The 19,428-nt window shown below is 56.7% G+C and carries 14 protein-coding genes; 11 read left to right on the top strand and 3 right to left on the bottom strand.

Annotated elements, in window-relative coordinates; genetic code table 11:
• Positions 1–72 precede the first annotated feature (72 nt).
• Both OSH09_RS10080 and OSH09_RS10085 read left to right on the top strand, forming a co-directional pair.
• A complete protein-coding gene (locus tag OSH09_RS10080) occupies positions 73–987 on the top strand; it encodes a LysR family transcriptional regulator (RefSeq protein WP_207871959.1) in 915 nt (304 codons plus the stop codon).
• Positions 988–1,102: 115 nt separating this feature from the next.
• Positions 1,103–2,215: a GGDEF domain-containing protein gene (locus OSH09_RS10085; RefSeq protein WP_266120895.1), complete on the top strand. Its 1,113-nt coding sequence runs from the start codon at positions 1,103–1,105 to the stop codon at positions 2,213–2,215.
• A gap of 73 nt (positions 2,216–2,288) precedes the next feature.
• On the opposite strand, the gene OSH09_RS10090 is transcribed toward OSH09_RS10085, so the two are convergent.
• On the bottom strand, positions 2,289–4,721 hold the full coding sequence (locus OSH09_RS10090; RefSeq protein ID WP_266120896.1) for a penicillin acylase family protein: 2,433 nt from the start codon (positions 4,719–4,721) through the stop codon (positions 2,289–2,291).
• A gap of 475 nt (positions 4,722–5,196) precedes the next feature.
• Here OSH09_RS10090 and OSH09_RS10095 point away from each other — a divergent pair, with 475 nt between their 5' ends.
• The 5 genes from OSH09_RS10095 (at position 5,197) to OSH09_RS10115 (ending at position 10,514) form a co-directional block, all read left to right on the top strand.
• Positions 5,197–6,414, top strand: a complete 1,218-nt coding sequence (locus OSH09_RS10095; protein WP_266120897.1) for an ABC transporter substrate-binding protein — start codon at positions 5,197–5,199, stop codon at positions 6,412–6,414.
• A 67-nt stretch (positions 6,415–6,481) separates the two neighbouring features.
• Positions 6,482–8,377, top strand: a complete 1,896-nt coding sequence (locus OSH09_RS10100) for an ABC transporter permease (RefSeq protein ID WP_222668720.1) — start codon at positions 6,482–6,484, stop codon at positions 8,375–8,377.
• Positions 8,374–9,141 carry an ABC transporter ATP-binding protein gene (locus OSH09_RS10105; protein WP_266120898.1) on the top strand — a complete coding sequence of 256 codons (768 nt, stop codon included), beginning with the start codon at positions 8,374–8,376 and terminating at the stop codon, positions 9,139–9,141. The genes OSH09_RS10100 and OSH09_RS10105 overlap by 4 nt, the downstream gene beginning before the upstream one ends.
• Positions 9,142–9,182: 41 nt before the next feature.
• Positions 9,183–9,917, top strand: a complete 735-nt coding sequence (locus OSH09_RS10110; protein ID WP_266120966.1) for an ABC transporter ATP-binding protein — start codon at positions 9,183–9,185, stop codon at positions 9,915–9,917.
• A 48-nt stretch (positions 9,918–9,965) separates the two neighbouring features.
• Positions 9,966–10,514 carry a DUF924 family protein gene (locus OSH09_RS10115; protein WP_266120899.1) on the top strand — a complete coding sequence of 183 codons (549 nt, stop codon included), beginning with the start codon at positions 9,966–9,968 and terminating at the stop codon, positions 10,512–10,514.
• A 228-nt stretch (positions 10,515–10,742) separates the two neighbouring features.
• Here the strand turns inward: OSH09_RS10115 and OSH09_RS10120 are convergent, their stop codons facing one another.
• Together OSH09_RS10120 and OSH09_RS10125 are read right to left on the bottom strand one after the other, a co-directional pair.
• Positions 10,743–13,583, bottom strand: coding sequence for a c-type cytochrome (locus OSH09_RS10120; RefSeq protein ID WP_266120900.1), 2,841 nt, complete (start codon positions 13,581–13,583; stop codon positions 10,743–10,745).
• On the bottom strand, positions 13,580–14,056 hold the full coding sequence (locus OSH09_RS10125; protein ID WP_207871939.1) for a (2Fe-2S)-binding protein: 477 nt from the start codon (positions 14,054–14,056) through the stop codon (positions 13,580–13,582). The genes OSH09_RS10120 and OSH09_RS10125 overlap by 4 nt, the downstream gene beginning before the upstream one ends.
• 401 nt (positions 14,057–14,457) lie before the next feature.
• On the opposite strand from OSH09_RS10125, the gene OSH09_RS10130 reads away from it, so the two are divergent.
• The 4 genes from OSH09_RS10130 to OSH09_RS10145 all read left to right on the top strand — a co-directional run bounded on the left by OSH09_RS10130 (position 14,458) and on the right by OSH09_RS10145 (position 19,345).
• Positions 14,458–16,716, top strand: a complete 2,259-nt coding sequence (locus OSH09_RS10130) for a xanthine dehydrogenase family protein molybdopterin-binding subunit (RefSeq protein WP_266120901.1) — start codon at positions 14,458–14,460, stop codon at positions 16,714–16,716.
• A 60-nt stretch (positions 16,717–16,776) separates the two neighbouring features.
• Positions 16,777–17,601: an alpha/beta fold hydrolase gene (locus tag OSH09_RS10135; protein ID WP_266120902.1), complete on the top strand. Its 825-nt coding sequence runs from the start codon at positions 16,777–16,779 to the stop codon at positions 17,599–17,601.
• 81 nt (positions 17,602–17,682) lie between these two features.
• Positions 17,683–18,735, top strand: a complete 1,053-nt coding sequence (locus tag OSH09_RS10140) for a M29 family metallopeptidase (protein WP_207871933.1) — start codon at positions 17,683–17,685, stop codon at positions 18,733–18,735.
• Positions 18,722–19,345 carry an N-carbamoylsarcosine amidohydrolase gene (locus tag OSH09_RS10145; RefSeq protein WP_222668715.1) on the top strand — a complete coding sequence of 208 codons (624 nt, stop codon included), beginning with the start codon at positions 18,722–18,724 and terminating at the stop codon, positions 19,343–19,345. Before OSH09_RS10140 ends, OSH09_RS10145 begins: the two co-directional genes overlap by 14 nt.
• Positions 19,346–19,428: the final 83 nt, after the last annotated feature.

Raw genomic sequence — 19,428 nt, forward strand, 5'->3', positions numbered from 1 at the left:
TATGGAAGCAGTAGCCATAATGTTAAATTGAATAACTAGCAGGTATATATACCTCTTTCATATAGGTAAGTCATGAGCTGGAGTGAACGCATTCGCTTAAAGCATCTGCAGGTTTTAATTCGTTTGTGCGAACAGAAAAGCATGAGCGATGTGGCCCGGCAGTCCAATATGACTCAGCCAGCCTTGTCAAAATGGCTCAAGGACTTTGAAGACAATATAGGCATGCCTTTATTCGAGCGCCATGCTCGCGGTATTGAGCCTTTGCCAGCCGCCTTGGCGCTGGTGGCTCAGGCCCAAGGGGTGCTCAATCGTCTGGACCGCATGAATGCGACGCTGGAGCAATACCGGCAAGGTTTTCGTCAGCAATTTACCCTGGGTATTTCGCCTATGGTGGCTGCGGTTTATTTACCGCAGTTGCTGGTGTATTTGCATGAGCGCGATCCGCAATGCCATATCCGTATTCAGGAAGGGACGCTGGATATTCTGAGCCGCAATCTGGAGCAGGGTGAACTGGATCTGGTTATTGGCCGTGTAGATGAGGCAGGCCGTAATCCGGCAATGGCCTATTTGCCGCTGGGCATGGTGCCTTTGGGCGTGGCGGCGTGCCGCAAGCATCCTTTGGCACAGCAAGATGAAGTTACCTGGGAACAGACACTGGATTACCCCTGGATTCTGCCACCGCGAAACAGCCCGATGCGGCGCAGTTTTGAATTGAGTCTGGATGCCAAGGGTTTGCCGTATCCCACCTGTGCGATTGAGTCCGCCTACGCACATACGAATGCCCGTGTTGCCGTAGATAGCCACTTTTTAGTGCCGATGACGCGCAGCATGGTGCCGGTTTACCCGGAGTTATGTATTTTGGAATTGGACTGGAGCGACCCGCGCTTGCACGGTCAGCTTGGTCTGTTGTGGCGCCCGCAAGATTCGGGCGAACCGATGTTGGAAGAGGTAATTAGCTGGATGAGCAAACAAGCTCAAGCAACGTGATTGTAAGTCAGGGTCAGCGCCTGCTGACCCTGAAAGAATTGACAGCTTGTTTTTCAAACTCATGTAACTAAAAATTGCCGATATGTTACTTTGTTTCTTCTAAGCGAATTGATTGATGGGAACAATCCTGGAAGGCTGGAAAAACTTGCAAGCGATCAGTATTAGCTCGGTGCGCGACACGCTGAGCGGGAAATATCATTCACGCGACTTCATACATGCCCGAATGGAGTATTTGCGTAGTCGCGTCATCCTGGTTGGTTTGCTGTTTGCCTTGCTCACCCCCCTTTGGACCTTGATGGATTGGCTGGTCTTGCCCAGTTGGCCCGCCCACTTGATGGCGGTGCGTGTCTTAAGTCTGGGTGGTCTGATCTTGTGTGTGTGGCTGGCTTTTAATGGCCATCAGCGCATTACTCGCATTTATGTTTTAAGTGGCCTGGTCTTTATTTTGCCAGCCTCTTTTTATGCGTATATGTTGCTGACCCTGGCGGGGGCCGGGCATTACGTGGTGCTGGGTTATGGCTTTATTCCTTTCTTGTTGGTGGCAACCTTAAGCATTTTCCCCTTTACCTTGCTGGAATCCGCTTTGGTGGGGGGCGCCTTGATTGCTCTGCAGGTACTGGCCAGTGTCAGTTCGGGAACCTGGCTAAGCATGAAAGGCTTGCAGGATCTTTGGCTCTTGAGCGCCTTGCTGGTGGTGGCTTTGACGGCCAATTATTTCCACTTGGGGCTTTTGCTGCGTTTGTACCGACAAGCCACGCACGATACCTTGACGGGTTTGTTGAACCGGGGCGCCTTAAGCCGTCAACTGGGGCAGGGGGCGGCGCAGGAGAGCTTGCACGTTCTGATGGTGGATCTGGATCACTTCAAGCAGATCAACGATACCCACGGCCATTCGGTGGGGGATGAGGTCCTGATGCGTACCGCCTCTTTACTCAGGGCGCACCTGGGACCGGATGATCTGGCCGCGCGCTATGGCGGCGAGGAGTTTGTCCTGATTCTGGCAGGCCGCAAGGATGAGCAGGCCTTGAGTTTTGCCCGCTTGCTCTTGCAACAGGTTCAGGCGCAGACGTTTTATAACCATGATCGAGAGTCTTTCCAGATCACAGCCAGCATGGGCCTGGCCTTGTGTCAGCCCGGCCAGCTTATTGAGGATGTGTTGATGCAGGCGGACCAGCGTTTGTATCAAGCCAAACGTGCCGGTCGTAATCAGGTGGTGGCACAGGATTGAGCCTTGCTGGCAGATCAAAAAGAAACGGGGCCTGGAGCGCTAAACGCTTCAGGCCCCGTTTTCTACTGGTGGCTTAGTAGCGCAGGGTCTTGCTGTCCTGGCTGGCCTTGTCTATGTCCTGAGCGCTAATGGCTTCGCTCTTGCATTTGAAAGCAGCAAACATCTCAAGCTGATCCGAGTGATGCGCGTCTGCTTCGCCTTTGGGGTTGATGAAACCGCTTTGCCCCGGCGCCATGACCGAGCACATGCGCACGCCTGTCGGGTCCAGCACGTACTGGAAGCGGGCGCTGCCGGTGTTCAGATAGGGCAGGATGCGGCGTTCGTGTGCCGGGTCGGACCACGGCACGCCAATCGCATTGCGCGCTGCAAACAACATGGAGATGGCGGGGGCACGCCATTGCTGCGCTTGCGCACCCTGCGATTTTTGCAGCGATGCCGCAGCCTGCTCCAGTGCATCCAGCACCAGTTCCTGGGCAGGACGTCCTTGCAGGAAATCAATTGTCTGCGGCACGCCCGCAGCCGGCCCCTGGATAGCGTTCCAGATCAGTTTGGCAGCGGCAGCAGGCTGGGCGCTGCGTGGGTCATCCACGGCGGGGTACAGGCTCTGCGTGTAGTTGTTGTAGACGCTGTCGGGCAGACGGCCTTTCAGAAACACCGGTACGGCTGCTTGCATCCAGGCCTGCATGACGGCGGGTGCACTGCCTTCGTAGTGTTTGCTATCGCTGGCTACTTGCAGCTTGTAGTCCCAACCTTTTAGCTGCTCGGCAGCCTGACGGGCCAAGGCACTGGCGCGTGGCAGCTTGGCAGCTTCCTGGATGATGGAGGCGAAGTAACGCGCATTCAGGTCGGAACGTGCTCCCAGGGAATCAATACCCCAGATTTCCTGGTCGCTGAGGCGTTGCTTGGCTTGCAGCGGTGCCAGCAGTTCCTGCACACGGTCCACATACGAGAAGTTGGAGTTGTCGGCCAGCAAAGCGCCAAAGGCCTTGTTGTTCCAGCTAGCGATATAGCCTTGCTGCGGGTTCAGCACTTTGGGGTTGTGATCAAAGCTCAGGAAGCCTTGCCATTCCATGCTGCCATCGCCGCTTGCGGGAAACTGGATGGCCTGGCTGGCAGGGCGCTGTGGCAAGAGGCCAAGGGCAGCGGCACCGATATTGTTTTTGGTATCGGCATAGAACCAGGTAATGGACGCGCTGACGCGTGCGGCCTGGGCCATGAATTGATCCCAGTTCTTGGCCTTGGCTGCATGTGCCCAGCCCAGCAGCGTTTCAATTTCTCGGCCTTCCCAGGTACGGCGGTTGGCGTAGGCGGTGTTGTTCTTCTTGTCCCAACTGCTGACGTAGCCTTGAGCCGCGCGGTAAACGTCCAGCATCACATCGTCCTGGCCGCGCACTTTGATGCGTACCTGCTTATGCTCCATGGGGCGCCAGGCATTGTTGTACCAGTAGCTGTGCGGGTCACCTTCTTTCAGGCGCAGTTGGTACACATCATTGGTGTCCAGCGAGCCCACCGTGGAGCCCCAGGCAATCTGGCCATTGGTGCCGAACAAAATAGCGGGCAGGGCAACGGCGGTGCTGCCGGTCAGGTCATAGCCTGCGCCGTGCAGGCCGACGCTATAGGTAATGGATGGGGTGTACCAGCCTTGTTGCGGGCCGTTGTACAGCACGGCGTGGCCGTGAGTTGTCTTTTCCGGGCCCAGCAGCCAGGCATTGCTGGCGGTAGGCGTGCCTGCGGCGACGGTTGGGCCAAGGGCGATGGATTGCTTATGCAAATAGTCCTGTGCGGCTTGTGAGGACAGGGCCTGCAAATGTGTAGGCAAGTCGGCCAGTGCGGTCTTGGCGTCAGGCTGCGGAATGATGGTGGGGGCGGTGGGGTCGTTCAGCCAGCGCAATTGCTTGTAGAGCTGTTCGCCTCGTTCTGCACCCTGGTCTGCCTTCAAGGTTTCCAGCAGATTCAGGTTGGCCACTTCTGCTGTACCGGCAAAGAAGCGATTCAGAATCAGGCCCACCCAGACCATGGCAATATCTTCGGGCTGCCACTCAGAAGGCTCAAAACCTTTGTCCAGAAACTCCTTGGGCATCAGGGTATCGCGCTGCGCTTTCACCTCGCGCACGCGCTGGGTAAAGCCAGCGGCATAGCCCTCAAACATGGCCCGGTCTTCTTTGGACAGTGCGGCCAATTGCTTGCGGATGGAGTCCGGGTCGATATTGTTGTGGGTGACTTTATCCAGCTCCAGGAAATCCGCTCCCAGAACCTCGGCAACCGTTCCCCAGCCAGAGCGCTTGGCAATTTCCATCTGGTACAGACGATCTGTAGCGACGGCATAGGCGTAGCCATAAAACAGGCCATAGGTGCTGTCAGCATAGATATGCGGCGTGCCATAGCTGTCGCGCTTGATGGTGACGCTGCGCTCACTTACGGGGGCGCTGGCACAGGCGGCCAGCAAGACGCTGGTGGTCAACACGCTAAGGGTCAGTCGGGATGGGAAGCGACGGGGGAAAGTCAAAATCTGGTCTCCTCAAGAGTAGCCGTGGGGGGCTACCGTTTTTTTATCTCTTGAGAATATAACGTCAAAGTTCTTTAGGTTTTGATATTTCCAGGTGAAACCTTCTAGAGGATTTCCCCAGTACAAAAGCGGCTTGCCGGATATGATGGAGCAGTTTATGAAATCCATGATTCGGCGCGTGCAGGAACCAGGCGGGGTGGTAGCGTTTTAATCTTTGGGCTTATTAAGTGTAGTCACTGTATATCTGTGCTTTCTCTCTTTCCAGGCTATCAACTTTTTCTGCTCATTTTTTCTTGATCTCCTTGCTTTAATGGCTTTCTGTGTGGCTTGTTGTGCTTTATGTTTAAAGTGTTCAAGGGTATATCCCTAGGTCTTGGCCGATTTACTCGCAAAAATACCATGTGTACACTTTAAATCACTAAAACAAGACAAGTCGCTGAGTCGTGTTTCGCGTCACAAGCCCACGGAGAAGACAATGAATAAGACATTTGCAGGGGTAGCACTGGCTGGAACAATGATGTTGCAAACCTTGGGGGCCACCGCTGCCGCCGAGGGGGTGATCAAGATTGGGGAACTCAACAGCTATAAATCCCAACCGGCCTTTTTGGGGCCGTACCGGAACGGGATGGAACTGGCCGTAGAGCAAATCAACCAAGCCGGGGGAATTCACGGCAAGCAATTGCAGTTGATCATCAAGGATGACAACTCCAACCCCGGCGATGCGGTACGCGCTGCCGAGGAATTGATCTCGCGTGACAAAGTGGATGTGCTGACCGGGACCTTCTTGTCCAATATCGGTCTGGCCATTACCGACTTCGCCAAACACAAAAAAGTATTCTTTCTGGCCAGCGAGCCTTTGACCGACAAGATTGTCTGGGCCGATGGCAATCGCTACACCTTCCGCCTTCGCAACTCCACCTATATGCAAGTGGCCATGCTGGTGCCCGAAGCCGTCAAGCTGAACAAGAAGCGCTGGGCAATTGTGTACCCCAACTACGAGTATGGTCAGTCGGCCGTCGCCACTTTCAAGACCTTGATGAAAGAAGCTCAGCCCGATATCGAGTTCGTGGCTGAACAGGCCACGCCGCTGGGCAAGGTCGATGCTGGTGCTGTGGTGCAGGCTTTGTCCGAAGCCAAACCTGATGCCGTCTTCAACGTGCTGTTCGCCTCTGATCTGGCCCGCCTGGTTCGTGCTGGTAACCAGCGTCAATTCTTCGGCCCTGCCATGCCGGTTGTCAGCATGTTGACGGGGGAACCGGAGTATCTGGACCCCTTGGGTGAAGAAACACCAGAAGGCTGGATTGTCACCGGCTACCCTTGGTACGCCATTGACACGCCCGAGCACAATGCCTTTCTGAAAGCCTATCAGGACAAGTACAAAGAGCATCCACGCCTGGGTACGATTATTGGCTACAGCACCATTGTGTCGATTGCCGCTGGTATTGAAAAAGCCGGTTCTACCGACACGGAAGCCATGATCAAAGCGTTCCGTGGTCTGGATGTGGTCACGCCGTTTGGCCCCATCACGTACCGCACGCAAGATCAGCAATCCACGCAGGGGGCCTATGTGGGTGTGCTGGCCAAGCAGGACGGCAAGGGCATCATGACCAATATCCGTTATGCCGATGGCAAAGATGTACAGCCTACGGATGAGCAAGTCAGCCAGTGGCGTCCTGCCGCGGCCAATCAATAATTCCAAGAACGCAGTATTTCGTAGATCGGCGCGCCGTGTGGCGCGCCACTTCTGACGCGAGGCAGTAATGGCCTTATCGGGTTTATGGGTTCAGTTCCTTAACGGACTGGCCGAGGCATCGTCTTTGTTCCTGGTGGCGGCGGGTTTATCCCTGATTTTTGGGGTGACACGTATCGTCAACTTTGCACACGGCTCCCTGTACATGCTGGGCATCTACATGGCGTATTCCACCGTGCAATTCATGGGTGGTTCGGCACTGGGATTCTGGGCGGGCTTGATTGTGGCCGCCTTGCTGGTGGGCGCACTGGGGGCCTTGCTGGAAATTGTGCTGCTGCGGCGTATTTATAAAGCGCCCGAGCTGTTTCAGTTATTGGCCACCTTTGCCCTGGTGCTGGTGATCAACGATGGCGCCTTGGCGGTGTGGGGGCCGGAAGATTTGCTGGGGCCGCTGGCTCCGGGTTTGAACGGTTCTATTTCCATTGCGGGGCGCTTCTTCCCGGTTTATGACCTGGTGCTGATCGTAATCGGCCCGGTGGTGCTGGGCTTGTTGTGGCTCTTGCTGACTCGTACACGTTGGGGCGTGCTGGTGCGCGCCGCCACCCACGACAGACAGATGCTGGGTGCGCTGGGCGTGAACCAGGCCTGGCTGTTTACGGGTGTATTTGCTTTGGGTGCCTTTCTGGCCGGTTTGGGCGGTGCGGTTCAATTACCGCGTCAGCCTGCCAATCTGTTGCTGGACTTGAGCGTGATCGGGGATGCCTTTGTGATCGTGGTGGTCGGTGGCATGGGTTCCATCCCCGGTGCTTACGTGGCTGCCCTGATCGTCGCTGAATTGAAGGCTCTGTGTATCGCTCTGGGCACCGTTACCTTCTTTGGTGTGGACTTTGCCTTTCCGAAACTGACGCTGGTGGTGGAGTTCATCTTCATGGCCGTGGTGCTGGTGTTCCGACCTTGGGGCTTGTTTGGACGCGCTCAAGCGGTCAGCCGTAACTCCGCTCCGATTGAAGCGCCTTTGCGTGCGGGCAGCGGGGCGTTCCAGATCATGGTGCTGGTGGTTCTGGGTGTGATGGCGGCCTTGCCCTTGATGAGTGACTGGTTCCCGTATGCGCCTGTGCTGGCTCTGGATATTCTGGTCTTGGCCCTGTTCTCCTTAAGCCTGCATTTCATGATGGGGCCAGGCGGGATGAATTCCTTTGGTCATGCCGCTTATTTTGGGCTGGGCGCTTATGCGGCGGCCTTGCTCTTTAAGGCGGCCGCCTTGTCGATGGGCTGGTCTCTGGTCTTGGCTCCGGCCGTCGCGGGTTTGGGAGCCATGGTTTTTGGCTGGTTCTGCGTGCGTCTGTCTGGGGTGTATCTGGCCATGCTGACTTTGGCTTTCGCACAGATTGTCTGGTCGATTGTGTATCAGTGGGACAGCTTTACTGGCGGTTCCAACGGTGTGGTCGGTATCTGGCCTGCCGAGTGGCTGTCGGGTGATCGCTACTATTACTTTGCTTTGTTTGTCGTCGTCGCAGCCGCCTTCTTGTTGCGTCGGATTTTGTTCTCGCCCTTTGGTTACGCCATGCGTGCCAGTCGGGATTCGGCGCTACGGGCCGAGGCGATTGGTATCCCTGTGAAACGCGTGCAGTGGCTGACCTTTATCCTGGCGGGCACCTTTGCGGGTCTGGCCGGTGCCTTGTTTGTCTTTTCCAAGGGCAGCGTGTCGCCTGAAGTGATTGCGGTGAATAAATCCGTGGATGGCCTGGTCATGGTCTTGCTGGGTGGTTTGCAAACCCTGGTGGGCCCGGTGGTCGGTGCAGCCGTGTTTACCTTGCTGCAAGACTTCTTCCTGGGGATTACGCAATATTGGCGCGCCTTGTTTGGCGGCGTGATTCTACTGCTGGTTCTGGCTTTCCCGCAGGGTATTGCTGGCTTTTTCAAACGTTGGGCGCATCGCCGCGTCGCTCCGGAGGCATCGTCATGAGTTTGCTGCAAGTACGAGGTCTTAAAAAAGCGTTTGGCGGCAATCTGGCCGTAGACGGAATTGAGTTTGATGTGCAGGCCGGGGAGTTCCTGGCCTTGATCGGCCCCAATGGCGCAGGCAAAACCACTACTTTCAATATGGTAGGCGGGCAGTTGACGCCAACCGCGGGTTCGGTGCGTTTGGGCGATCAGGAACTGGTGGGTTTGGCTCCGCGCAAGATTGCTGCAATGGGTGTGGGCCGTACCTTCCAGATCGCGGCTACCTTCGCCTCCTTGACCGTGGTGGAAAACGTGCAGATGGCTTTGTTGGCGCATCAGAAAAAGCTGTTTTCCTTTTGGCGGCGGGCGGCACAGTTCGAGCGTGCCCGTGCTTTGGATCTGCTGAATCAAGTGGGCATGTTGGCTCAGGCGGAGCGACCTTGCAGCGAGCTGGCTTATGGCGATGTGAAACGGGTAGAGCTGGCAATTGCCCTGGCCAATGATCCGCGTCTTTTGCTCATGGACGAGCCCACCGCTGGTATGGCTCCCAAAGAGCGCAATGAGCTGATGCGTCTGACCAAAAAACTGGTGGTTGAACGCAATATGGGCGTGCTGTTCACCGAGCACAGCATGGACGTGGTGTTCGAGCATTCAGACCGCATGCTGGTGCTGGCCCGTGGTCGCTTGGTGGCAGAAGGGGATGCGGACTATATCCGCCAGCATCCCAAAGTGCAGGAGGTCTACTTTGGCACGGGCAAAACATTCGAGAACAAGGAGCCAGCATGACGCAGGATTTATTAGCCGGTTCTGACCGGAGCAGCGCAGGCATGACGGCAGAGGAACCCTTGCTCAGTGTCGATGGCTTGAATGCCTGGTACGGGGCCGCGCATATTCTGTTCGATCTGTCTCTGACCGTGCAACGCGGCGAGGTGGTTGCGCTGATGGGCCGTAATGGCGCAGGCAAGTCCACCACCTTGAAATCCATTATGGGTTTGATGGAGCGCTCCAATGGCCATATCGAATTCATGGGACAGACTATCCACGACAAGCAGCCCTTTGAGATTGCCCGTGCAGGCCTGGGCTTTGTGCCTGAAGACCGGCGGATCTTTACCGATCTGAGTGTCACGGAAAACCTGGAAGTGGGGCGTCAACCAGCACGACGCTGGCCGGATGGCACAGCAGCTCCGCACTGGCAGCCCGAGCGCTTGTACAGCCTGTTTCCGAATCTGGGCCAGATGCAGGACAGGCCGGGCGGACAGATGAGCGGCGGCGAGCAGCAAATGCTGACGGTGGCGCGTACCTTGATGGGCAATCCCTATCTGGTCTTGCTGGACGAGCCATCCGAAGGGGTGGCCCCTGTGATCGTGGAGCAGATGGTGCACATGATTCTGGAGCTGAAGCAGGCCGGAGTCAGTATCTTGTTGTCCGAGCAGAATCTGCACTTTGCCGAGCTGGTTTCGGATCGGGCTTATGTGCTGGAGAAGGGGCAAATACGGTACAGTGGCGCGATGCAGGAATTAAGTGCCAACGAGCAGGTGCGGCGCACTTACCTGTCTGTTTAACTTCAGGCCTCCAGATAGTAGAGGCCTGACCGGCTTCAGGAGAACACCATGGCAGATGCACGTCCTAATCCGCAGGCAGTGATTGATTTCTGGGTTGAGGCAGGACCGGAGAAATGGTTTCGCAAGTCCGATGACTTTGACCGGGAATTTCGCGAGCGCTTTTTAGATTGGCACGAGCGTGCGGCCAAGGGCGAGTTTGACGACTGGGCGCAGACGGCAGAAGGCAGCTATGCCTTGTTGATCTTGCTGGATCAGTTTCCGCGCAATTCGTTTCGCAATACCACCCGTATGTACGCAACGGATGATAAAGGTTTGGCGATTGCCAAGGCCATGGTTGCCAAAGGTCAGGATAAGCAGATCCCGCTAGAGCGCCGTGTGTTCTGCTACCTGCCATATTCCCATGCAGAAAATCTGGCAGATCAGCAAGAGGCCGTGCGCTTGAATCAGGAAATTGGCCGTCCCTGGCTGGATCATGCCCAAGAGCATCTGGATGTGGTCGAACGCTTTGGCCGCTTCCCCCATCGCAATGCGATTTTTGGTCGCAGCACGACAGAGGAAGAGCAGAAGTTTCTGCAGGCAGGTGGGTTTTCGGGTTGATGGGGGTGATTGGGCCCAGCTTTGGGTTTGAGCGGAAGTCTGGGGGTCGGATCTATGCTTCGATCTCAAACCCGAACAGACACTCAAACCTCAAGAATGCAGACTGAGAGTCTCTGGTTTAACCAGCTCTGAGTGCGATGAACAATAAAACAAAGGCGGCCAAGTGAAAACTTGAAGCCGCCTTTGTTTTTTGCCGTGTGTTCAACACTATCTGTGGACTAGCTCAGCCTACAAGTGCCCCTTCTGTTCCCGTATGGCCGCAATCTTGTCTTTCAAGCCAGTCCAGGCTGGCTTCTCTGGCGCAAAGCGTGCCCGCATATAGTTCAGCAAGTCTTCCATCTGTTCGTCGTTCATGCTGTTCTTGAACGCAGGCATGGAACCCAGGGTAGGCTGCGCGGGGCGGGTAATGCCGTGCATCAGGACCTGAATCGCATTGTCCGGGTGCTCGCTATGCAGATTACTGTTCAGAGCCAGGGAAGGACGCGCTCCAAACAGAACCGGGCCGCCACGCGGATCGTGACAGACAGCACAGGCACCGTTGAACAGATTCTCGCCTGGCATCAGCATCACTTCTTTATTGCTGCGGCTGTCCTGCTCCAGACGGGCGGCTTGTGCTGCGTGCGTTTGCTCTTGCTCACTCTCAACCGGATTCAAGCTGCTCAGATAATGTGCCATAGCGCGCACATCAGACTCAGGCAGTTCGGCCAGACCAGCGACGACGGGGCCCATCGGGCCCGCCGCCACACCGTGGCGGGGTGAATAGCCGGTGCGCAGGTATTGGTACAGCTCCTGTTCTGTCCAGGGGATGGGGGCTTTGGACAGGCTGTTCAAAGCGGGCGCTTCCCAGTTATCGGCAAAGCCTCCGGCCAGGAAATTGGCCTCGCCGCCTTTTTCTGCACCCAGCATATTGCGCGGGCTATGGCAGGCGGCACAGTGGCCGCTGCTATTGACCAGATAAGCACCCCGATTCCATTGCACCGTCTGGGTCGGGTCAGGGACGTAGGCATTCGGGTCGCGGTGAAACAGCATGTTCCAGCCCGCCACCAAAGGCCGCATATTCATGGGGAAAGGCAGCTTGGTTTCCGGAACCTCGGACCTCACCGGCTCCTGCGTCATCAGGTAGGCATACAGAGACTGCATGTCCTCGTCGCTGATCTTGGCAAAAGCGGTGTAAGGAAAGGCCGGATACAGATGACGGCCGTCCTGATGAATGCCTTCTCGCATGGCGCGCTCAAAGGCTTTGTAGCTCCAACTGCCAATGCCGGTTTCTTTATCGGGGGTGATATTGGTGGTGTAGATAGTGCCAAAGGGCGTATCCAGGCCCAGGCCACCGGCATTGGGTGTGCCCCCTTCTGCGGTGTGGCAGACCATGCAGTCACCTGCAATGGCAACCAGTCGGCCACGCTCAATAGCCAGCTCTGAAAAGATGGAGGTATCCACTTGGCCCACCGGCGCAATGGCTGGACGCCAGGGCAGGGCGCTTAATACGGTGCCGGTCGCTACTGCGGCCAGGGCACCCCACCAGGCTTTGCGTTTCTTGCTGCTGCCTGTTTTTCCTTCCTGATAGCCCAGCGCCAGCGATTGCTCGCTAAAGGGGGCGCTGGTCAGACGTATGCCGCTGGCATTGAAAATGGCATTGGCAATGGCGGCGGCAGCAGGCAGCTCTACGCCCTGATTCCAGGCCAATGGCTGGCCTACGGCAGATTCCCGTTTGACCAGTTGGACGGCAGGTTTGGCTGTCGCGTCTTTATTTGCACTGTTGTTCGCCGCATCACCACTATTGCCTGCGGTGCTGTTCAGTAATTGCTGAGCCCAGCGGCCCAGCCTGTCGGCCAAAGCCGGTGCAGATTCCGATGATTGGGCGGGGTTGCCCAGTTCTGTGCTGTCGTGACCAATGGTCAGCTTGTCGATGCTAAGCGTGCCCTGGCGGGTATCGACGCTGACATCCACCGCCCAGGCAGACCATTGCTCTCGCGCTGCTTGACCGGGAACTTGCTCAACAATATGACTGTAAGCCAGTCCCCGTCCTTTGCGTAAAGGACCTTGTTGTGTGGGCAAAGGCTCGGACCAGTCTGATTGTGCGGCAACGCGTTGCAGCAGATCGCGCCCCTGCGGGCTGTGTACCTGTTCCAGCCGCGCTTCCAACGGGTCCAGCCCTAGAATGTGGCAGTCCTGATCGAATTGCGATTCTTGTGCAAAGACGGTGGCTTGGGCCAGGCTATCGGGGTCGCTGCTGGCAGCGGCGCCATCATAGCTGGGGCCAGGTGCCGCAAAGTAATCGCTTTTGACTTCCGGCCCGCTGCTGGGCAGACCTTGCTGACCACAAAGAATGGCTGCCAAAGAGGGGCGGGCACCTGACAAAGTATTCAGATGCCAGCGGCTGGCTTGCAAGTGTGCGCCCAGATCACCGGGAGTGGCCGTGTTCTGATAGACGCTCAAACGAATAATGGCTTCGCTGTGGCTGGCCCGTACCTGTACCGCCTGGGGGCGACCAAAGGCCATGACAGCAGCATCCATTGCGCAGTCATAGGCATCCGCCTGATTGCCCGCTATATCTAGCAGGCAGATTTGTTCACTTGGCAGGCCGCTAAGGGCTTGCAGCTCAATCAATAGCGCAGCAGGCCGTTGAGTATGCGCCCATACATAGAGTTTCTTGTCGTGATAGCACGCGCGGGCCCAGGCGGTTTCCTGATGATCTGCCGCCGCCTGCCATTCGTAACTGTGATCGGGCGTGCTGCTGGTCTTGGCCGCTGCCTCATTGGCGGATAATGCCGCCTGATTCGACGGGACAGGGGTGGCCCAGCGGGCATCCAGCAATGCGGCGCCCTGATGGGCTTGTTCCACTTGAACGGCCAGCACTCCCAGGAAGTTGCCCATATGCACGCAAGCAACGACACCGGGCACTTTCAGGGCAGCCTGCTTGTCTACGGTTTGTAATTCTGCACCCTGGTACTGCCCGTTTTTGTAAGACCAGTAAGGAGGGCGCACAAGCGCCCCGTGCAAGAGATGGGTGCCGGGTGGCAGCTCTGGCCATTGCGCTCGGGAAGTATCTTGTACTGAATGACTCATTGCCGGGCCTTTGCGACACGCAGTGCTGCTTGCATGATTTCCACATGGGTACCGCAGCGACACAGGTTATAACGCAGCTCGTCCCGAATCTGTTCTTCAGTGGCTTGCGGATTACGGTCCAGCAAAGCCTGCACGGTCATGACCATGCCGTTCAGGCAATAGCCGCATTGGGCCGCTTGGCAATCAATAAAAGCCTGCTGGACGTCATTGGGCTGGCCGTCCTGGGCCAAACCTTCCAATGTAGTGATCTGCCGGTTTTCAACCAGGCTGACGGGCACCACACAGGAGCGTGCCGCCACGCCATCTACCAACACTGTACAGGCGCCGCACTCGCCCAGGCCACAGCCGAACTTGGGACCATTCAGTTCCAGATCGTTACGCAGGACATAAAGCAGCGGAGTATCGGGTTCCACCTCGATGATGTGGGTCTCTTGATTGACCCGCAAGGTGTGCGGGCGAGTACAAGGGTTCATGGGTTTCACCTTTGGTTGATCGCACCTTGTTGTCTGACAGCGTGTGCGGTGCTTTTATCAGCTCGGTATTGATATGCTTAAATTAAGTGTATACACTTTAATTTATTGAGTAAATAGATTCTACTACTCCCTTGAGGCATCAATCAAAGCCCTCTTGGCAAGCGGTCTTGAATTCGGGTGTTTCTTATTTAATATAGGGTTTACACTGATTATTAAGCCCTTGATTTTCTCTTTATAGTAGTTGCGGTAAATGAGTTTTAGCGCACTGTATTTGATTTTATTAGGGCGTGTGCGCTAGTAATTCGTGTTTTGCTAGTGCGTGCCTCAGGCGGGTTTTCCAGGGTCTGATCCGTATCGGCCCCCCATAGACCTTGTTGATAAAGCCCAGCCAGGAGAGTGTGATGTCTTACGATGCGCCGCGCCACCAGCAGCAAGACTTGCTCAAGGCGCCCGGCACCTTGCTGATTTTAGCGGCACCGGCCCGGCCTCCCAAGCCCTCGCCTGGGCAGCCTGGCGTGGTGTCCGAGTATCTGCAGGCGCACGACGATATCTTTGTCGCGGTGTCCGAGCAGGGCTGGGTGCGCGCATTTCATGGCCACGTGGATTTGGGTACGGGCATTCAAACGGCCCTGAGCCAGATTGTGGCCGACGAGCTGGACGTACCCATGTCGCGCGTACAAATGGTGCTGGGCCATACCGATGCGTCCCCGAATCAGGGACCCACGATTGCCAGTGCTTCCATCCAGATTCATGCGGTGCCATTGCGCAAGGCGGCGGCTCAGGCACGGCAATTATTGCTGGCTCAAGCCGCACAGCGCTGGACGCTGGATGCAGATCAACTGCGAGTCGAGGACGGCACCGTTATTGCCTCTGACGGGCGCAGCCTGAGCTATTGGCAATTGCTGGAAGGCCTGGAGCTACGCGCCTACCTGGATAAAGAAACGCCCACCAAATCGGCCGAGCAATTGCGCATTGTAGGGACACCCCAGGCGCGTGTCGATATTCCCGGAAAAGTGGCTGGGCAATGGGTTTATGTACATGATGTGCGCGTGCCGGGCATGCTGCATGGTCGTGTCGTGCGTCCTCCTTATATTGGGCGGGACAGCGGGGATTTTGTAGGTTGCAGCCTGGAGTCGGTCGACGAGCAATCCATCCGCCATATTGGCGATGATGTGCAGCTTGTCGTGCTGGGTGACTTTATTGGTGTGGTGGCTCGCCGTGAAGAGCATGCGATGCGTGCCGCAAGAGAATTGAAAGTGCGCTGGAAAGCGATTCCTCCTTTGGAGGATATGAGCAATCTGGAGCAGTTGATTCGTCGTCAGCCCATGACAGAGCGTTTGCTGACAGATACGGGTCCGGGTTTTGATGAGTTGCCGCCGGAAGGCAAGCGCCTGAAGCGCACGTATATCTGGCCTTTCCAGTTACATGCCTCGATTGGTCCTTCTTGCGCCGTGGCCGATTACCAGCCCGGTCATAGCCGCATCTGGTCGGGCTCGCAGAACCCGCATATGTTGCGTGTGCATTTAAGTCAGTTGCTGGACGAAGACGAGGCAGGTCTGGAGATCATCCGTCACGAGGCCGCAGGATGCTATGGCCGCAATTGTGCCGACGATGTTTGCTCCGATGCTTTGCTGATGTCGCGGGCGGTAGGTGCGCCGGTGCGTGTGCAACTGACCCGTGAACAGGAACACGGCTGGGAGCCCAAAGGGGCCGCCCAGTTGATGGATGTAGAAGGCTCTATTGATGCCCAAGGGCAGTTGCGTCACTACGATTTTGTGACGCATTACCCCTCCAACGATGCACCGAATCTGGCCTTGTTGCTAACAGGCCGTGAATCGGCGGCACCGCGTCAATTGGAAATGGGCGACCGTACCGCCTTGCCGCCTTATAGCTATCCCAAACAACGAGTGGTTTGCCAGGATATGCCCGCGATTGTGCGCGCGTCCTGGTTGCGTGGCGTGTCGGCCATGCCGAACTCCTTTGCGCATGACTGTTTTCTGGACGAGCTGTCGGTAGAGGCTCAGGTCGACCCCTTGACCTATCGCTTGCGCTATCTGGATAAGGACGTCCGTGCCCAGGAACTGCTGCAGGCAGTGGCTGATAAGGGCCAATGGCAGTTGGGGCGTCAAGGTTCGCGTGGGCAGCCGGATGAGCAAGGATATTTGTATGGCCGTGGCTTGTCGTACGCCCGCTATATCCACAGCAAATTTCCCGGTTTTGGTGCAGCCTGGTCCGCCTGGTTGCTGGATCTGCGGGTGCATGCCGAAACGGGTGTGATCGAGGTCGAGCAAATTTATGTCGGTCAGGATACTGGGCAGATGGTGAACCCGGCGGGTGTGCGTCACCAGATTCACGGCAATGTGATTCAGTCTTTGAGCCGGACCTTGTATGAGCAGGTGCGCTTTAACGCGCAAGGCGTGGTGAGCGCGGAGTGGGGGGCTTATCCCATTGTTGATTTCCCGCGCATCCCGCCTATTGAGGTGGTTTTGATGGACAGGCAATCCGAGCCGCCCATGGGGTCGGGCGAGTCCGCCTCCGTGCCCTGTGCCTCGGCTATTGCCAATGCTTTATTTGATGCAACTGGCCGACGTTTTCGGCAGGTGCCTTTTACACCGTATGTGGTCCGGGCCGCGCTGGCTGCTGCGCCTCAAACGGCGTAGGCAGCAGCAATTTTCATGGGTCAGGCCCAGGCCTGACGGTTTCAATCCAAGGACAGATTAATGAGTACCTTTCTTTACGGCGGCCATGTTCATGCCAATGGCATTCGTCAGCATTACCTGCGTTTCGGCGGTTCCGTCGGTGGGCGCGATCAGCGTCCTGCCGTCATCATCGTTCCTGGCATCACCAGCCCGGCTGTGACCTGGGGCTTTGTGGGCGAGCAGTTCGGCAAGCACTTTGACACCTACATTCAGGACGTGCGTGGCCGTGGCTTGAGCGAAGCAGCGGAAGGTATGGACTACAGCCTGGACGCACAGGCGGATGACTTGATCGCATTGGCCCAAGAACTGGGTTTGAAAGACTACATCGTGGTTGGTCACTCCATGGGTGCGCGCATTGGTTTGCGTGCGGCGCATAAGAACAGCGATGGCTTGAACCGTCTGGTGATGGTTGATCCTCCCGTCTCCGGCCCAGATCGCCGTGCCTATCCTTCCAAGTTGCCTTGGTACGTGGATTCCATGGCGATGGCTCGTAAAGGCTGCACCGCAGAAGACATGCGTGCCTTCTGCCCGACCTGGACCCAAGAGCAACTGCAATTGCGTGCTCAGTGGCTGCACACCTGCCACGAGCCTGCGATTCTGGCCAGCTTTGAAGGTTTCCACACCGACGACATTCACGTCGACTTCCCGCATCTGAACGTCCCCGCTTTGCTGATGACCGCCGAGCGTGGCGACGTGGTGCGTGATGAAGACGTAGCCGAGATTCAGCAACTGGCCTCTGGCGTTCAGCACGTACGCGTGCCCAATGCCGGTCACATGATTCCTTGGGATAACGAAGCTGGTTTCTACGAAGCCTTCGGTGATTTCCTGGGCCAGCGCTTGGTGTGATGTTGAAAGGGCCACATGGGTGGCCCGTCGTGATGCAGAGGTTCCGCGTCAGTGTCGGAACCTTTCACAAGGAGAGACAAGATGGCAGTAAGTGATTACCAACTTATCGAGGCGTGGCAGGAAGTGCTGCGTCTGTCCAAGCTGCAAGCCGGTCAGACAGTGACTTTGCTGACCAGCTCGACCACACACCCGCAGACGATGCAGTGTGCACAGATTGCGGCTCAGTCTATGGGTGCGATTGTGAATCGCCTGGATTTGTTGCCGGTCAATGCGGAAAAAGCCTTGAGCCGTGACTCGTTGGCCTACTTGGGTACGACTCCGCTGACAGGTAATGAAGCGGCGATTGCGGCCTTGAAGGCCAGCGATCTGGTTCTGGATTTGATGACCCTGTTGTTCTCGCCCGAGCAGATCGACATTCTGAAGTCCGGTACCAAGATTTTGTTGGCGGTAGAGCCACCCGAAATTCTGGTTCGCACTGTGCCAACCGAAGCAGATCGTGCACGCGTGACCGCAGCCGCCGCTTTGATCAAGGCCGCCAAGGAAATGAGCATTACCTCGGCTGCCGGTACGGATTTGCGTTGCCCGCTGGGTGAATTCCCCGCGATTCGCGAGTACGGTTTTGTGGACGAGCCCGGCCGTTGGGACCACTGGCCTAGCGGCTTTGTGCTGACCTGGCCTAATGAGTTGGGTACCAACGGCACCATCGTGATCGACAAGGGCGACATCCTGTTGCCACAAAAGAAGTACTCGACTGAGCAGATCATTCTGACGGTAGAAAACGGCTACGCCACCAAGATTGAAGGTGGTATCGAAGCCGAGCTGCTGGACGAGTACATGAAGACTTTCAACGATCCTGAAGGCTACGCGATTTCCCATATTGGTTGGGGTCTGCAGCCGCGTGCTCACTGGTCCACTTTGGGTCTGTACTCGCGTGAGAACACGATTGGTATGGATGCGCGCGCCTTCGAGGGTAACTTCCTGTTCTCCTTGGGACCGAATAATGAAGCTGGCGGCAAGCGGACAACGGCATGCCACATTGATATTCCTTTGCGCAATTGCACGGTTAGCCTGGATGGCCGCGCCGTAGTGCGTGATGGCAAAGTACTGGACGGAGGCGTTGGTGAGTACGAATGAAGGAGCGGTTTACGCTCAACAAGGGTTTGGGTCGACACTGGAGCCTAAAGCTCCCTATGGGCTGCTGATTATTGATCTGGTGAACGGTTTTGCCGACCCGGCGGTATTTGGTGGCGGCAATATCCCTGAGGCTATCGAGAACACGCAGACCTTGCTGGCAACGGCACGCGAACAGGGCTGGCCTGTTGCGCATACTCGCATTGTTTATGCCGATGATGGCGCTGATAACAATATCTTCAGCATCAAAGTTCCTGGCATGCTGGGTTTGACAGAAGACGCGCACAACAGCCACATTGTGCCTGAACTGGCCCCTGCACCGGGCGAGTTTGTGGTTCGCAAGAACGTGCCTTCGGCCTTCTTCGGTACGCCTTTAGCGGCCTGGCTGACTCAACGTGGTGTGCAAACGCTGCTGGTCGCCGGTGCGGTCACCAGCGGTTGCGTGCGTTCCAGCGTGGTCGATGCGATGCAACTGGGCTTCCGCCCATTGGTGGTATCTGATTGCGTGGGTGATCGTGCAATTGGCCCGCATGAGGCCAACCTGTTCGACATGCGCCAGAAGTACGCCACCGTGGCGACGCGTGAAGAGGCGATGAAGCTGATCGGTCTTTGATCGAGTATCGGTGGCCTGCCGCTTGGGGGCAGGCTATCGGACCTGTGCCCCTGGGAGTCGAGCGACTCCCAGGGGCTTTTTTT

The organism is Alcaligenes parafaecalis (assembly GCF_026344135.1).
GTDB classification, from domain to species: Bacteria; Pseudomonadota; Gammaproteobacteria; order Burkholderiales; family Burkholderiaceae_B; genus Alcaligenes; species Alcaligenes parafaecalis.

Excerpts from the sequence above, each read along its gene's own strand:
- OSH09_RS10080 (WP_207871959.1), top strand. The coding sequence starts at position 73 with ATGAGCTGGAGTGAACGCATTCGCTTAAAGCATCTGCAGGTTTTAATT.
- OSH09_RS10085 (WP_266120895.1), top strand. The coding sequence starts at position 1,103 with ATGGGAACAATCCTGGAAGGCTGGAAAAACTTGCAAGCGATCAGTATT.
- OSH09_RS10095 (WP_266120897.1), top strand. The coding sequence starts at position 5,197 with ATGAATAAGACATTTGCAGGGGTAGCACTGGCTGGAACAATGATGTTG.
- OSH09_RS10100 (WP_222668720.1), top strand. The coding sequence starts at position 6,482 with ATGGCCTTATCGGGTTTATGGGTTCAGTTCCTTAACGGACTGGCCGAG.
- OSH09_RS10105 (WP_266120898.1), top strand. The coding sequence starts at position 8,374 with ATGAGTTTGCTGCAAGTACGAGGTCTTAAAAAAGCGTTTGGCGGCAAT.
- OSH09_RS10110 (WP_266120966.1), top strand. The coding sequence starts at position 9,183 with ATGACGGCAGAGGAACCCTTGCTCAGTGTCGATGGCTTGAATGCCTGG.
- OSH09_RS10115 (WP_266120899.1), top strand. The coding sequence starts at position 9,966 with ATGGCAGATGCACGTCCTAATCCGCAGGCAGTGATTGATTTCTGGGTT.
- OSH09_RS10120 (WP_266120900.1), bottom strand. The coding sequence starts at position 13,583 with ATGAGTCATTCAGTACAAGATACTTCCCGAGCGCAATGGCCAGAGCTG.
- OSH09_RS10125 (WP_207871939.1), bottom strand. The coding sequence starts at position 14,056 with ATGAACCCTTGTACTCGCCCGCACACCTTGCGGGTCAATCAAGAGACC.
- OSH09_RS10130 (WP_266120901.1), top strand. The coding sequence starts at position 14,458 with ATGTCTTACGATGCGCCGCGCCACCAGCAGCAAGACTTGCTCAAGGCG.
- OSH09_RS10135 (WP_266120902.1), top strand. The coding sequence starts at position 16,777 with ATGAGTACCTTTCTTTACGGCGGCCATGTTCATGCCAATGGCATTCGT.
- OSH09_RS10140 (WP_207871933.1), top strand. The coding sequence starts at position 17,683 with ATGGCAGTAAGTGATTACCAACTTATCGAGGCGTGGCAGGAAGTGCTG.